Annotated in this window: 15 protein-coding genes and 1 other RNA gene; 12 read left to right on the top strand and 4 right to left on the bottom strand. The window is 66.8% G+C overall.

The features are described 5' to 3' along the window. Positions 1-115: 115 nt before the first annotated feature. On the bottom strand, positions 116-379 hold the full coding sequence (gene rsrA, locus AB0N75_RS09635; RefSeq protein ID WP_364648523.1) for a mycothiol system anti-sigma-R factor: 264 nt from the start codon (positions 377-379) through the stop codon (positions 116-118). After that, positions 376-1,080, bottom strand: coding sequence for a sigma-70 family RNA polymerase sigma factor (locus AB0N75_RS09630; protein ID WP_364648520.1), 705 nt, complete (start codon positions 1,078-1,080; stop codon positions 376-378). The genes rsrA and AB0N75_RS09630 overlap by 4 nt, the downstream gene beginning before the upstream one ends. A 330-nt stretch (positions 1,081-1,410) precedes the next feature. Here AB0N75_RS09630 and AB0N75_RS09625 point away from each other — a divergent pair, with 330 nt between their 5' ends. From AB0N75_RS09625 to AB0N75_RS09580, 10 genes are all read left to right on the top strand, one after another. Then, complete coding sequence (locus AB0N75_RS09625; RefSeq protein ID WP_364648517.1) at positions 1,411-1,992, top strand: DoxX family membrane protein; 582 nt, start codon at positions 1,411-1,413, stop codon at positions 1,990-1,992. Positions 1,993-1,997: 5 nt separating this feature from the next. Then, entirely contained in the window at positions 1,998-3,323 is a 1,326-nt protein-coding gene (gene aroA, locus AB0N75_RS09620; protein WP_364648514.1) for a 3-phosphoshikimate 1-carboxyvinyltransferase, read from the top strand. A 2-nt stretch (positions 3,324-3,325) separates the two neighbouring features. Further along, positions 3,326-4,429, top strand: coding sequence for a ribosome small subunit-dependent GTPase A (rsgA, locus tag AB0N75_RS09615; protein WP_364648511.1), 1,104 nt, complete (start codon positions 3,326-3,328; stop codon positions 4,427-4,429). Positions 4,430-4,495: 66 nt separating this feature from the next. Further along, positions 4,496-5,380, top strand: coding sequence for a histidinol-phosphatase (gene hisN / locus AB0N75_RS09610; protein WP_364648508.1), 885 nt, complete (start codon positions 4,496-4,498; stop codon positions 5,378-5,380). 25 nt (positions 5,381-5,405) lie between these two features. Next, positions 5,406-6,164, top strand: coding sequence for a class I SAM-dependent methyltransferase (locus AB0N75_RS09605; protein ID WP_364648505.1), 759 nt, complete (start codon positions 5,406-5,408; stop codon positions 6,162-6,164). Between the two features lie 66 nt (positions 6,165-6,230). Continuing rightward, a complete protein-coding gene (locus AB0N75_RS09600; RefSeq protein WP_364648502.1) occupies positions 6,231-7,139 on the top strand; it encodes a metal ABC transporter substrate-binding protein in 909 nt (302 codons plus the stop codon). Further along, positions 7,136-7,915 (top strand): metal ABC transporter ATP-binding protein, encoded by a 780-nt coding sequence (locus tag AB0N75_RS09595; RefSeq protein WP_364648499.1) that lies wholly within the window; start codon positions 7,136-7,138, stop codon positions 7,913-7,915. The genes AB0N75_RS09600 and AB0N75_RS09595 overlap by 4 nt, the downstream gene beginning before the upstream one ends. Continuing rightward, entirely contained in the window at positions 7,902-8,798 is an 897-nt protein-coding gene (locus tag AB0N75_RS09590) for a metal ABC transporter permease (protein WP_364648496.1), read from the top strand. The genes AB0N75_RS09595 and AB0N75_RS09590 overlap by 14 nt, the downstream gene beginning before the upstream one ends. Before the next feature lie 43 nt (positions 8,799-8,841). Continuing rightward, positions 8,842-9,567, top strand: coding sequence for a metal-dependent transcriptional regulator (locus AB0N75_RS09585; RefSeq protein ID WP_364648493.1), 726 nt, complete (start codon positions 8,842-8,844; stop codon positions 9,565-9,567). A gap of 155 nt (positions 9,568-9,722) precedes the next feature. Then, complete coding sequence (locus AB0N75_RS09580; protein WP_364648491.1) at positions 9,723-10,823, top strand: glutamate--cysteine ligase; 1,101 nt, start codon at positions 9,723-9,725, stop codon at positions 10,821-10,823. Positions 10,824-10,887: 64 nt separating this feature from the next. Here AB0N75_RS09580 and AB0N75_RS09575 read toward each other — a convergent pair whose 3' ends face one another. Then, positions 10,888-11,592 carry a BTAD domain-containing putative transcriptional regulator gene (locus AB0N75_RS09575; protein ID WP_364648488.1) on the bottom strand — a complete coding sequence of 235 codons (705 nt, stop codon included), beginning with the start codon at positions 11,590-11,592 and terminating at the stop codon, positions 10,888-10,890. A 214-nt stretch (positions 11,593-11,806) separates the two neighbouring features. On the opposite strand from AB0N75_RS09575, the gene AB0N75_RS09570 reads away from it, so the two are divergent. Then, a complete protein-coding gene (locus tag AB0N75_RS09570; protein WP_364648485.1) occupies positions 11,807-12,178 on the top strand; it encodes a hypothetical protein in 372 nt (123 codons plus the stop codon). Positions 12,179-12,328: 150 nt separating this feature from the next. On the opposite strand, the gene ssrA is transcribed toward AB0N75_RS09570, so the two are convergent. Beyond that, positions 12,329-12,698: a transfer-messenger RNA gene (ssrA, locus tag AB0N75_RS09565) on the bottom strand. A 132-nt stretch (positions 12,699-12,830) separates the two neighbouring features. Here ssrA and AB0N75_RS09560 point away from each other — a divergent pair. Further along, complete coding sequence (locus tag AB0N75_RS09560; RefSeq protein ID WP_364648482.1) at positions 12,831-13,970, top strand: glutamate--cysteine ligase; 1,140 nt, start codon at positions 12,831-12,833, stop codon at positions 13,968-13,970. The last annotated feature ends 12 nt before the right edge of the window (positions 13,971-13,982 follow it).

The raw sequence follows: 13,982 nt of genomic DNA, 5'->3' as shown, positions 1-13,982 counted from the left end.
CCGCGCGGCTGATGCTGCTGAGCGAAGAACCCCCGTGCCCGATTGGGCGGCGGGGGTTCTTCCGTCGTGTGTTGGACGGCGGCACTGCATCCGGAGAGCGGGCCCGCCGAAAAGACTAGACGGTGTCCGATTCCCTGATGTGGCCGATCCTGTCCAGGATGCGTTCCTTCAGGGTCTGCGGTGCCGCCTCCTGGCAAGAGCGCCTCACCACCGAGCGGATCAGGCATTCAAGATTATGTTCTTCGGCGCACTCTTGGCAGCTGTCCAGATGCGCCTTAATTTCCGCGAGGTCGTCGCGGGAGAGTGCGCCGTCAACGTACTCGTAAATCCGTTGCATCCGGTCGTCTTCGCAGTCGCCCAGTCCGTGGCAGTCGCTCATTTGACGTTCTCCTGTTGTGTCCCCACCGCCGCTGCGGCGCTTTTCCTGTCCTTGGTACCGCTCATGCCGCGTTCGTGCGCATAATCCGCAAGCAGTTCGCGCAACAGCTTGCGTCCCCGGTGCAGGCGGGACATCACGGTACCGATGGGGGTGTTCATAATTTCCGATATTTCCTTGTACGCGAAGCCCTCTACATCCGAGAAGTAAACGGCCAGCCGGAATTCCTCCGGGATGGCTTGGAGGGCGTCCTTCACATCAGAGTCCGGCAAATGGTCCAATGCCTCCGCTTCCGCGGACCGCAGTCCTGAGGAAGTGTGGGAGGCAGCCTGGAACATCTGCCAGTCTTCTACCTGGTCCGTGTTGGACTGTTGCGGTTCGCGCTGCCGCTTCCGGTAGAGGTTGATGTAAGTGTTCGTCAGGATCCGGTACAGCCAGGCCTTGAGGTTGGTCCCCGGCTTGTACTGATGAAACGCCGAAAACGCCTTGGTGTAGGCCTCCTGCACCAGGTCCTCGGCATCGCTGGGATTGCGTGCCATCCGCATCGCGGCCGAGTACAGCTGGTCCACATACTGCATCGCGTCGCGTTCAAAGCGGGCACGGCGCTGCTCGGCAGTTTCCGTCTGGACGTCAACCTCATCCGGCTGCCCCGTTGTTCCGGGGGTGCTGCGGTTCTTGGCGGCGTCCGAATTCTCAGTCGTCATTGGCTCCCAGTCTACGCTGAGCTTCACGAACCCCTGGGCCGATGCTGCGCCGTCTACCGGCCCGGCGTGGGCTGGTTCGGCAAGCGCTGTAGTCACAGGTTTTCCCTTCGTTCTGACACGTCCTAAAACGGAGACAATGCCCCGGCATTTCCTCTCAGGCGTAACGTCCGCTGCCGCCCGGCTATTCCCTGCGGATGATGCCAAACCTCTCCGTAAGGTGTGCGGTGCCAACAAAAGTGCCAGACTAGTGTCCAGTGCCGCCTTCCCGCGGTCCGGCCGAGGGGTAGGGCACAGATTCCTTCGACGCACGCCGACGCCCAGGAGGCTTCCATGTCAATCGTCCGCCTTGCCGCCCGTCCCCTGCTGGCCACCAGTTTTGTAGCCACCGGTCTTGACCGTTTGCGCCACGCTGACGAAACGGCTGCGTCACTGCGGCCGCTGGTGCAGCAGACAGAATCCGTCCTTCCCGCGGCAGGAGCGTTGGCAGGGCAAGAGAAGACCATTGCACGGGTCATTGGCGCCGTCCAGGTGGGTGCCGGCGTCCTGCTGGGCATGGGCAAGTTCTCCCGGCCTGCTGCGGCCCTGTTGGCCGGCACCACCGCCGTCAACACGCTGGTGGAATACCGGACTGCTGATTCCGCCACGCCGGAAGCCAGGCGAATGCGCCGCAACCGGCTGTTGAAGAATCTGTCACTGATCGGAGCCGTCATGCTGGCAGCCGTCGACACCGCCGGGCGGCCCGGGCTGGTCTGGCGGGCCGAGCACTTTGCGGCAGATGCCCGGCGCAACGTCCGTTCCATCAGCAAGGGCGCCCGGCGCAATGCGGAATCGATGGGCAAGGACGCCCGCAGACAGCTGAAAAAGGCGGAACGCGTAGTGCGCGAAGCCACCGCGGATGTGGTGGGATCCTGAACGAAATGCCCATGGTTGCCAACAGCTGGCCGGCTCCTTATGCCGAGAAGCCGATCGACGCAACGGTCCAGATCCCCGCTTCCAAGTCCCTGACCAACCGCTATTTGGTGCTCGCCGCGTTGGCCGACGGTCCGTCCCGGCTGCGCGCACCGCTGCACTCACGCGACACCGTGCTGATGGTGGAAGCGCTGCGGTCCCTGGGCGCCCGGATTACCGAAGCGGAGGGAGACGGCCGGTTCGGCCCCGACCTGCTGGTGGAACCGGTTGATCCGGCGCGTCCGCTGGGCCGCGCCGGTGTTGACTGCGGCCTCGCGGGCACTGTCATGCGGTTCGTGCCGCCGCTGGCGGCGCTGTGCACCGGTGACGTGGAGTTCGACGGCGACCCCGCGGCACGACGCCGGCCGATGTCCCCCACCATCCACGCGCTGCGCCAACTGGGCGTGGCAGTGGACGACGGCGGGCGCGGCAGCCTCCCGTTCCACATCACCGGGACCGGCAGCGTGGCAGGCGGGCATCTGGCGATCGATGCCAGTGCGTCCTCGCAGTTCGTCTCCGCCCTGCTGCTGGTGGGCCCGCGTTTCCGGGACGGCCTGCATCTGGAGCACGTCGGCGAGCGTGTGCCGAGCCTGGACCACGTCGCCATGACGGTGCGGTTGCTGCGCGACCTCGGCGTGAGCGTGGACGATTCCCGTCCGAACCACTGGGTGGTCTCCCCCGGCCCGATCCGCGCCTTCGACACCCGGATCGAGCAAGATCTCTCCAACGCCGGTCCGTTCCTGGCCGCCGCCTTGGCCACGCGCGGACGGATCAGGGTGCCGAACTGGCCGGCTTCCACCACCCAGGTGGGCGACGCCTGGCGGGACATCCTGCCGCGGCTCGGCGCCACGGTCACGCTGGAGGATGGGACGCTGACCGTGATCGGCGGCGAAAAGATCACCGGCGCAGACCTGGCCGATACCAGCGAACTGGCTCCCACCGCTGCCGCCCTGTGCGCGCTGGCCGACGGCGAGTCCCGCCTGAGCGGTATCGCCCACCTGCGCGGCCACGAAACCGACCGACTGGCTGCCCTGGTGACGGAGATCAACCGCCTGGGCGGCGACGCGGAGGAGACGGCCGACGGACTGCTGATCCGCCCCCGGCCGCTGCACGGCGGTTTGTTCCATTCCTACGAAGACCATCGGATGGCTACCGCAGGTGCCATCATCGGCCTGGCCGTGCCCGGCGTGGAGGTCGAGGACATCGGAACGACGGCCAAGACCATGCCCGAGTTCCCGCAGCTCTGGCAGGAAATGTACGCTGCCGCACCCGCGCCCTCGGCCACCGAGGGCTGACGGTGGGTCGCAGCACTGGAAGCTGGGATGAATCGGATGTGCGCATCCGTCCCAACAAGCGCGGAACGCGTCCGCGCACCAAGGACCGTCCCGCGCACGAGGATGCCGAGCTCGGCCGGATCGTAACGGTCGACCGTGGCCGCTACACCGCCGTCGTCGATGAAGACACCGACGGCGAGCGCGTCGTCGTGGCCGCCCGTGCCCGGGAACTGCGCCGCACCCCGGTGGTGGCGGGAGACTTCGTGGCACTGGTCGGCGATGTTTCCGGCGAACCGGACAGCCTCGCGCGTCTGGTCCGGGTGGAGGAACGCCGCACCCTGTTGCGCCGCAGCGCGGACGACACCGACCCGGTGGAACGCGTGGTGGTAGCGAATGCGGATCAGCTCGTCATTGTGGTGGCCGCAGCAAATCCCGAACCTCGAACAGGATTCATCGACCGCGCACTGGTGGCCGCGTACGACGCCGGGATCAGCCCGCTGCTGTGCGTCACCAAAGCGGACCTCAAGGACCCCGCCGAACTGCTCTCCAACTACGAGCATCTGGACCTGCCGGTGATCGTCAGCCGCACCGCGGCCGTGGACGCTTCCGGCGTGGATACGCTCTCCGACGAGGGCCTCTCCGCCCGGCTGGATACCGAGGCCGTGGCGGAACTGCGCGGTTACCTCGACGGCAAGGTCACCGTCACGCTGGGCCACTCGGGCGTGGGCAAGTCCACCATGGTCAACGCGCTGACCGGGGCGCAGCGGGCCACCGGTGGGGTCAACGCCGTCACCGGGCGCGGCCGGCACACCTCGTCGTCGGCCTTGGCCTTGAAAGTTCTGGACGCGCCGGCCGGCACCTGGATCATCGACACCCCGGGCATCCGGTCCTTCGGATTGGCCCACGTGGATCCGGACCGCATCCTGTCCGCCTTCCCGGATCTGGAGCCCGGCACGGCCGACTGCGCGCGCGGCTGCAAGCACGACGCGGCGGCCATCGACTGCGGCCTGGACGCCTACGTCGCGGACGGCGGGGCCGGAGATGCCGGGGTGGCCCGGCTGGCGTCGCTGCGCCGTTTGCTCGGCGCCGAGGAACGGCCGGAGGCCAAAGAGCTCGGCACGGTCTAGCTCCGGCACCCGGTTGCGGGCGCTGCCTCCCGCGTCCGCACCGCACTTACCGATAAGTTGAAACCTATGACCCACGCTCCGCAAACCTACAACGACGATCTGCGCCTGGCCCATGTGATGGCCGATTCCGTGGACTCGCAGACCATGGCCCGGTTCAAGGCCCTTGACCTGAAGGTGGAGACCAAGCCGGACCTGACGCCGGTTACCGACGCCGACCGCGCCGCCGAAGAGGCCATCCGCGGGCAGCTCTCCCGGTCCCGGCCGCGCGATGCGGTGCTGGGCGAGGAGTTCGGCAGCAGCGGCCACGGTGCCCGCCGCTGGATCATCGATCCGATTGACGGCACCAAGAACTTTGTCCGCGGCGTTCCGGTTTGGGCCACTCTGATCGCCCTGGTGGACGAGGGGCAGCCGGTCGTGGGCCTGGTCAGTGCTCCCGCGCTGGGCAAGCGGTGGTGGGCAGCCAAGGGAACCGGCGCCTACACCGGGCGTTCGCTGGCCGCAGCCACCCGGCTTCAAGTTTCCGCCGTGGACCGGCTGGAGGACGCGTCCATGTCCTACTCCAGCTTGGGCGGCTGGAAGGAGCGCGGCAACCTGGACGATTTCCTCGATCTGACTGAAACGGTCTGGCGCACCCGCGCGTTCGGCGACTTCTGGTCCTATTGCCTGGTTGCCGAAGGCGCCGTGGACATCGCCTGCGAACCGGAATTGAACCTCTACGACATGGCCGCCCTGGTCCCGATCGTGACCGAAGCCGGCGGCACGTTCAGCTCGTTGGAGGGCGAAGACGGCCCGTTCGGCGGCAACGCGCTGGCCACCAACGGCCTGCTGCACCAGGCGGCCCTGCACCGCTTGAACCCCGAACTGCGCGGACAGCGCCCGGCTGGTTCGGCCACGGCGGCGTACGACGACGCGGCAGCCGGCAGCATCGAAGCCGACGGCGAGAGCCGGTAGCCGGCCGCTGCACAAGGAGCACCACGTGGCACACGGCGGCCCCCGGATGGACGACGACCGGCGCCGGGCATACGGCGACACCTTCCAGCAGGGCGGCGAACACTACGACCGCATCCGCCCCGGCTACCCGGACGACGCGGTGGACTGGCTGCTGCCGGCCAACGCCCGCACCGCCGCGGATCTGGGTGCCGGTACCGGAAAATACACCGCCGCGTTGGCCGCGCGGGGGCTGCAGGTGGTGGCGGTCGACCCGTCCGCGGACATGCTCGCCCAGCTCAAGCGCAACCTGCCCGGCGTGACCACGGTGGTGGGCACCGCGGAGGACACCGGGCTTGCCGGCGCCAGCATGGATGTTGTCACCGTGGCCCAGGCCTGGCACTGGACAGACCCGCTCCGGGCCAGCACCGAGGCCGCCCGGATCCTGAAGCCCGGCGGCGTCCTGGGGCTGGTCTGGAATCAGTTGGATACCGGCGTGCCGTGGGTGCACCGGCTCACGCGCATCATGCATGCGGGCGACGTGCTCAAGCCGGATTTCCATCCCCGCATCGGTCCCGAGTTCAGCGGACTCGAAGGGCACGACACCCGGTGGCAGGATCCGCTCAGCACGCTCGACGTGATGGAACTGGCCAAGACCCGCAGCTATTACCTGCGCGCCAACGAGGCAACCCGGACGAAGGTGCTGGCCAACCTCGATTGGTACCTTCACGACCATCTGGGCCAGTCCCCCGGGGCGCCGATCGGCCTGCCGTACCTGACCCACAGTTGGCGGGCCCGGGCGGTCTGAGCGGCCGCGTGCGGTCACGGGTTCGCGCGGCTTGTGTTGAGGCCGCCCGTCCGGCAAAATTTAGGCATGCCGAAATATTGGGTGAAGGGGTGCCTGCTGGCCATGGCTGCCGTGCTGGCCCTGGCTGGCTGTGCCCGTCCGCCCGCTGCCGCCTCGGCGGGCGACCGGCCGCTGGTGCTGACCACTTTCACCGTCCTGGCCGACATGGCCAACAAGATCGGCGGCGGACATGTGGAGGTCATCTCCATCACCAAGATCGGCGCCGAAATCCACGGTTACCAGCCCACGCCGTCGGACTTGGTCAAAGCGCAGGATGCCGACCTCGTGCTGGACAACGGGCTGGGGCTCGAACGCTGGTTCGCGCGGTTCCTGAATGCGGTCCCGGCGCCGCATGTGGTACTCAGCGACGGAGTGGAGCCGGTGAACATCACAGCGGGCAACTATGAGGGCCGGCCGAATCCGCACGCCTGGATGTCGCCGGAAGCGGCCAAGATCTACGTGGACAACATCGTCCGCGCCTTCAGCGAGTTGGTGCCCGGACACGCCGAGGATTTCCAGCGCAACGGCGCGGCCTACCGTCATGAGTTGGACCTGGTGATGGAAGACCTGAAAGCAGCCTTCGCCGATCCGGCGGCCGTTCCTGCCCTGGTCAGCTGTGAGGGGGCCTTCTCCTACCTGGCCCGCGACGCCGGGCTGCACGAGGCGTATCTCTGGCCGGTGAACTCGGATGCAGAGGGTACGCCCCGGCAGATCAAAGAAGTCATTGGACAGGTCCGCCAGCACCGGATCCCCTCGGTGTTCTGCGAATCGACGGTCAACCCGGAATCGATGCGGCAGGTAGCAATGGCCACCGGCGCCAGGTTCATCACGCCGCTGTATGTGGATTCCCTCTCCGGACCGGACGGCCCGGTCCCCACTCATCTGGACCTGATCAGGCATGACATCTCCCTGATGAAGGAAGGACTGGCACCGTGAGCACACATGTCATCCCGGCCGAGGCTCCCGCCATCTCGGTGGCCGACCTGCGCGTGGCCTATAACGACGTCGTGGCCCTGGACGACGTCGGCGTCACGGTAGCGTTGGGGACCATCTGCGGGCTGATCGGGGTCAACGGCTCCGGCAAGTCCACGCTGTTCAAGTCGCTGATGGGGCTGGCGCATCCGACCTCCGGCACGGTGGAACTGTTCGGCCTCTCCCCCCGGCAAGCGCGGAAGTTGAACCTGGTCAGCTACGTCCCCCAGTCCGAAGACGTCGATTGGACCTTCCCGGTGTCCGTTCGGGATGTGGTGATGATGGGCCGCTACGGCCGGCTCGGCCCCATGCGCCGGCCGCACCGCGGGGACCGTGAAGCCGTGGAGGCGGCGCTGGAACGGACGGGCTTGAGCCACCTGCAGCACCGCCAGATCGGCGAGCTGTCAGGGGGCCAGCGGAAACGCGCGTTCGTGGCCCGCGGCATCGCCCAGGACGCCGGGCTGCTGTTGCTCGACGAGCCGTTCGCCGGCGTGGACAAGGCCTCGGAAGCGGGCCTGATCACCCTGCTGAAGGAGCTGCGCCACGAGGGCAAGACGATCCTGATCTCCACCCATGACCTGGCCGGCATCCCGCAGTTGTGCGACGAGGCGATCCTGCTGCACCAGAAAGTTTTGGCGCACGGATCGCCGGCGGAAGTGCTCACCAATGACAATCTGGCCCTGGCCTTCGGCTCCGCGCTGATCGGCCCCGCGGAAGGAGCCCGCCGTGGACTTAGCTAACTGGCTGCTGGAGCCGCTGCAGTACGGGTTCCTGACCCGCGCCCTGCTGGTCACGCTGGCGGCATCCATTGTGTCCGCGGTGCTCTCCTGCTGGCTGATCCTGATGGGCTGGTCGCTGATGGGAGATGCCGTCTCCCATGCCGTGCTGCCAGGCGTTGCATTGGCCTACATCATCGGCATTCCCTTCTCGCTCGGCGCCTTCGTCTTCGGCGCGGCCGCAGTGGCGCTGATCGGCGGCGTCCGCTCCTCCACCCGGTTGAAGGGCGACACCGTGATCGGTGTGGTGTTCACCGCGTTCTTCGCCGCCGGCCTGGCCATCATCTCCAAGACGCCCAGCCAGACCGATCTGCAGCACATCTTGTTCGGCAACGTTCTGGGCGTCAGCGACGGCGAACTGCTGCAGGTGCTTGGCCTGGGTGCGGTGACCCTGTGCGTGCTGCTGTTTAAGCGCCGCGATCTCACTCTGTTCGCCTTCGACCGCGTCCACGCGCACGCCATCGGCCTCAGCACCCGCTGGCTGTCGGTGCTCCTGCTGGGGTTGCTGGCGCTCACCGTCGTCGTCGGCCTGCAGGCAGTGGGCATCGTGCTGGTGGTGGCCATGCTGATTACGCCGGGCGCCACCGCGTTCCTGCTGACCCGCAGGTTTGACGCCATGCTGGTCATCGCCGCATCGGTCACGGCCGCGGCCTCGGTCGCCGGCATCTATGCCAGCTACTATCTGGACGTCGCTACCGGTGCGGCGGTGGTCCTGGCCCAGGCCCTGGTCTTCCTCGTGGTCTACCTGTCCGCGCCGCGAACCGGGGTAATCTGGCAGTTGGTACGCCGCCGGTCGGAGGGCCGGCGCACCGCCGTGCAGCCGGAAACCAGCAGCACCAGGCTGTAAGCCTGCAGTCCTTCACGGACGTACGACGAAAGGGTGAAACCGCATGCCACCGGCAAGGAAAACCGCGCTCAGCAGCGGCTCGTCCAGTGTGCAGGACTATGTCAAGGTCATCTACGCCTTCACCGAATGGCAGGACAAGCCCATCACGTCCTCCCAGCTGGCCGCGCGCCTGGGCGTGGCCAACTCGTCGGTCTCCGAGATGGTGCGCAAACTGGCGGAGCTGCAGCTGGTGGACCACAGGCCGTACAGCGCCATTGAACTGACCAGTGCCGGCCGCCGCCTGGCACTGACCATGGTCCGCCGGCACCGGGTGCTGGAGACCTTCCTGGTCCAGGAACTCGGCTACGCCTGGGACGAGGTCCACGACGAAGCCGAGCTGCTTGAACACACCGTCTCCGACACCTTCATCAACCGGATGGCAGCCAAGCTGGGCAATCCGCAGCGCGACCCGCACGGCGACCCCATCCCCTCCGCGGACGGTACGGTGCACGTGCCCAATGCCGTGCTGCTGGAGAAACTCGACGGCGGTCACACCGGCCGAATCACCCGGATCAGTGACGCCGACGCCGATCTGCTGCGCTTCTTCAGTTCCGAGCAGATCAGGCTCGACGACCGCGTGGAAGTTGTCGGCAGGCGCCCCTTCGGCGGTGCACTGGTGGTTCGTTTTGGCCCCACCGGATCCGCGCGGGAGCTGGATCTGGGTGACCAGGCGGCCGCCGCGCTATGGGTGCACAGTGATCCGCATCCGGGTTGTTTGCTCGCTTCCTGAGTACGACGCCGGCCGCGCGCCTGCGCGTCGGTACCGCGCCTTCCGTGCCGTCCGGCCGGGCACGACGGACCTGACCGCGCCCACAAGCGCGGGTTGATCGGTTAGGCTCGGCTTTGTCCGAGCTTCGGCAGATGGAAGCAGAAGAAAGGTGTCCCTTGGCGACTCTGGGAATTGAAGAAGAATACCTGCTGCTGGATCCGACCACCGGCCTGCCCGCCCCGATGGCGGACAAGGTCGCCGAAAACCTCGAAGGATCGTTGCATGTGGCCCGCGGGGAAATCCAACGCGAACTGCTCACCTGCCAGATCGAAACCGCCACCGCAGTCTGCTCCACGCTCACCGAAGCCGAGGAGTCACTGCTGAACTTCCGCCGGGAACTCGATGCAGCTGTCCGGAAAACCGGCATACGGGCCGCCGCCACGGGCACCGCACCGCGGATCCAAGACGACTACCCGGAGGTCACGGACAATCAGCGCTACCACCAGCTGAAGGCCAGCGCCAAGGGCATTGTGGCCGACCAGTTCGTCAACGGCCAGCACGTCCACGTCTCCGTCCCGGATAAGGAAGCCGGAGTGCAGGCACTGAACCGGATCAGGCCGTGGATGCCGGCGGTGGTGGCGCTCAGCGCCAACTCGCCGTACTGGCTGGACCGCGACAGCGGATTCGGCAGCTGGCGGATTGTGCACTACCGCCGCTGGCCGGTCCAGGGCTGCGCGCCGGTCTTCCGCGACGCCGCCGACTACGAACGCCGCATCCAACGTCTGGTGGACTCCGGCGTGATTATTGACCGGGGCGTCCTCACGTGGCTGGCACGGCTCTCCGACCGCTACCCCACCCTCGAAGTCCGTGCGGCAGATGTGCAGCTCGAGGCCCAGGACGCCGTATTGATCGCGGCAGTGATCCGGGGGCTGATCTCCACAGTGCTGGCCGACGAAGCTGCAGCACGTTCTTTCCTGCAGCCGGAGCCCGAACTGCTGGATGCCGCCGTTTGGCAGGCCGGGCGGCAGGGCCTGGCCGACCGACTGGTGGATCCGGAGTCCGGCTTGCTGCTGCCGGCACGGGACGTGGTGGGCATGCTGCTGCGCTACATCCGGCCAGCCCTGGAGGAGGAAGGCGATGCGGAGTGGGTGGATGCCAGCATTGAACGGCTTTTCGCCACGGGAACCGGCGCCGAACGGCAGCGTAGGGCAATGGAGTCCGGCGGGCTTCCGGCCCTGTTGGATCTCTATGCGACGTCGCTGACCGCCGAACCGTAAGTCGGTGCGGGCGGGAGGCTAACAGCCGTCCCGCCCGCGCCGCCCTGCCGCCCGCCGTAGCCGGCTAGGTGAGCAGTGGCGCCATGATCTTTGTAATCTTGGCCGAAGGTTCCACCCCGAACTCCCTCCAGAGCCGGGATTTGAAGACCTCGAACGCCCGCAATGCCTGGGCATAGTTGCCATCGGCAATGTGCGTCTCCAGCAAAAGCCGCTGGGCGCTTTCACGCAGCGGTTCAATGGCGATGGCAAATCCCGCCGCGTCTGTAGCCTGATCCGTCTCGCCGCGCTCCAGATATCGCGTGGCGAGACGTTCCAGCGCCGATATCCTCAATTGCTTCCACCGTTCCTGCTCTGCCATGACCCAGTCCTCGTACCATCCGGGCAGCAGTTCGGCGGTGCGCAGCCGATCGAGCATCTCCGGCCGCAGGCGGGCACCGGGATCCCCATCCAGGGCGGCTAGACTCCGGCCGATGTCATGGACATCCACTACCACGTCCGCAGCGAGGGCCAGCGGATCCCGGCTCTCCACCAGCAACCCAGGCAGCTGGTGGGAGATCATCCAGATAGTCTCCCGGAGGCTCCCCGTTGCCTGCTTGTCCGAGCTGTCGGGCCAGAGCAGTCCGGCCAGGAACGCGCGTGGCTGGCTGCCGTACAAGGCCAGAACGGCGATGAGGCGCTGCTGCCGGATGGTTACTTTGACGGGAAGTCCTCCACGGCGAATCTGCCAGCCCCCTAATAACTGGACTTCCCAGATGTGTTCTGCATTCATTTTCGTGCCCCCCAAGGCATTTATTAGGCACCCCTAGCCACTGCCGAAAACGTCTCCTCGATCAGCTTCCCATCCTGTCTGGCGTTGTCAACGGAGCTAAAGGATTCATCCTGAAAATAACCTGAGTATCGCGAGGCGGCCGACCGGTCAGGCCCCCGACCGCAAGGAAACCCCAAGTTGCGGCCGGTGGCGCCCCGGTCCATGGTGGTAGGTGATGATTACCAGACGCGAAGCAGCCCAGTTCCTCGATATCCCGCCGGAGATGGCCAAACGCCACGGCATCCCGTCCCGAATCTCACGGGAGGAACTCGCCGCGCTGGACACCAACCCGCCGGCTTGGCTGGCCCAGTCGCGCGCCAACCGCACGGGCAAGCGGCCGGTCTGGACCTCGCTGCGGTGCGTCGTGTGCGGCCACGAAGAGACGGCCCGGCCGAAGAAATGGTGGCCCGAATTCACTTACGTCTACTGCCAGCACCATGACCCCGGTGAGCTGCCCGAATTGCCCGCCGGCTGGGTCCGCAGCGAGTATGACGGCATCGGCACCAGGTTCGTCGGGATCGTCGACGTGGCGCTGCCCGGCTCCTGACCCGAGCGGCCAAGGCCTTCGGGGACCAGGGCCTTCGGCCGGGGGCAGGGCACGGCCTTCGGCCGGGGGGCAGGGCCCTCGGCCGGGGGGCAGGGCCCTCGAGCTGCCCCCGGCAGGAAAAGAAAAAGCCCCGGAAATCCGGGGCTAAATCAGTGGAGATGGGGGGAATTGAACCCCCGTCCGATGTTGTGTTGCCAGGACTTCTCCGGGCGCAGTTTGCGTCGGGTTTTCTTGGCCCCAACCATCCTGCAAACAGGTGGCTGACCCGGGCCCAGCCGTCTAAATGTCCCGGATACCCCAACGGCGAAGGCATCCAGCAGTGGCTCTCTTAATGACGCCAGCATCCGGGGCGAGAGCATCCCCGGGCTGACGGACTTGCACCGCTACTTAGGCAGCGAGTGCGAAGTCAGTGCGCTTAGATTCGGCACTTATTGGTTTGCAGAGAGCGTTTCCGAGATAACTCTGCATCCTCGGCCCGCTTCCCCTGGCGCGACTAACATCGTCGAAACCTGTCATCCCCGTATGTAGTTATCAAAATAACTATTGGTGCCGGTCAGTTACCTGCCCGGACCATCCAGTGTAACCCATCCCCACAGCTGTCTATTCCCTCATTATTCTAGCCAGCATGCCCGGGCGAGATTACGCTTCAACCATGGTCGTGCGTGCAACGGAGGGCACAGCGGCGGGACCGACTTCCACCTCGGCCACCTTCGGCATCGAGGAAGAATTCCTGCTGATGGATCCCCGGTCGGCACAGCCGGTGCCCACGGGGCCGGCCGTGCGGGCGGCCCTGCGGCTGGACACCAACCCTGACTGGGTCAGTACCGAGTTGCTGGACTGCCAGGTGGAGACCGCCACACCGGTATGCCGCACCCTGGCCGAAGCTGCCGAGGCCCTGCTGGACTTCCGCCGCGATCTAGCCCACAGTGCGGTCTTGACCGGTGCTGCAGCGGCCGGAATCGGCGTGATTTTCGACGCCGATCTGCGCCCGGCGTCGGTGACCGATTCTCCCCGCTACCGCGGCATAGCCGAACGTGCGCCGGCGCTGGTCGCCGACCAGTATGTCACCGGCATGCACATCCACGTTGAAGTGGCTGATCCGGAGGTGCGGGTGCAGGTGCTCAACCGCCTGCGGCCCTGGCTGCCCTTGCTGACCGCGGTCTCGGCCAACTCGCCGTTCTGGCGGCATGCGGACAGCGGCTTCGCCAGCTGGCGGACCATCCTGTACCGCCGGTGGCAGATCCAGGGGTGTCCGCCGTACTTTGCCGACTTGCACGATTACCGCGTCCGTGTGCGGCAGCTGTACGCCTCCGGGGTAGCACCGGACCCGGGCCACATTTCTTGGCTCGCGCGGCTGTCGGACCAGTTCCCCACCATCGAAATCCGTGCCTCCGACAGCCAGCTCACGGCGTCGGACAGCGTGCTGCTGGCGGGACTCGCGAGGGCGCTGGTAGCTACCGAACAGGCTGCCGCCGTCGCCGGCCGGCTGGCTGCCAACCACTTTCCGGAGCATCTGGATGTGGCGCTCTGGCAGGCTGCCCGGTTCGGGCTGTCCGACAAACTGGTGCACCTTGATTCGGCAACCCTCTGGCCCGCGTTCGACGTCCTTGAGCTGCTGCTCCGGCACATCGACGACGCCCTGGAACAACACGGGGACCGCGGCTGGGTGCATGAGCAGTGCGCCAGACTGCGGCTGGAGGGCAACGGCGCGCAGCGCCAGCGGGCGGCGCTGGCCGGCGGCGGACTGTCAGCGTGGCTCGATTTGGTGAGCCGGTCCATCACGGCCGGCTGACGTTGCCGGAGC

This window comes from Arthrobacter sp. NPDC089319 (genome assembly GCF_040684925.1).
GTDB lineage: Bacteria > Actinomycetota > Actinomycetes > Actinomycetales > Micrococcaceae > Crystallibacter.
The sequence above is the reverse complement of the archived record's forward strand: the minus strand, read 5'-3'. Positions and strand labels throughout refer to the sequence as shown.

Bases quoted from the DNA above. Each gene is read 5' to 3' on its own strand.
- rsrA (WP_364648523.1), bottom strand. From the start codon at position 379: ATGAGCGACTGCCACGGACTGGGCGACTGCGAAGACGACCGGATGCAA.
- AB0N75_RS09630 (WP_364648520.1), bottom strand. From the start codon at position 1,080: ATGACGACTGAGAATTCGGACGCCGCCAAGAACCGCAGCACCCCCGGA.
- AB0N75_RS09625 (WP_364648517.1), top strand. From the start codon at position 1,411: ATGTCAATCGTCCGCCTTGCCGCCCGTCCCCTGCTGGCCACCAGTTTT.
- aroA (WP_364648514.1), top strand. From the start codon at position 1,998: ATGCCCATGGTTGCCAACAGCTGGCCGGCTCCTTATGCCGAGAAGCCG.
- hisN (WP_364648508.1), top strand. From the start codon at position 4,496: ATGACCCACGCTCCGCAAACCTACAACGACGATCTGCGCCTGGCCCAT.
- AB0N75_RS09600 (WP_364648502.1), top strand. From the start codon at position 6,231: ATGCCGAAATATTGGGTGAAGGGGTGCCTGCTGGCCATGGCTGCCGTG.
- AB0N75_RS09585 (WP_364648493.1), top strand. From the start codon at position 8,842: ATGCCACCGGCAAGGAAAACCGCGCTCAGCAGCGGCTCGTCCAGTGTG.
- AB0N75_RS09575 (WP_364648488.1), bottom strand. From the start codon at position 11,592: ATGAATGCAGAACACATCTGGGAAGTCCAGTTATTAGGGGGCTGGCAG.
- AB0N75_RS09570 (WP_364648485.1), top strand. From the start codon at position 11,807: ATGATTACCAGACGCGAAGCAGCCCAGTTCCTCGATATCCCGCCGGAG.
- AB0N75_RS09560 (WP_364648482.1), top strand. From the start codon at position 12,831: ATGGTCGTGCGTGCAACGGAGGGCACAGCGGCGGGACCGACTTCCACC.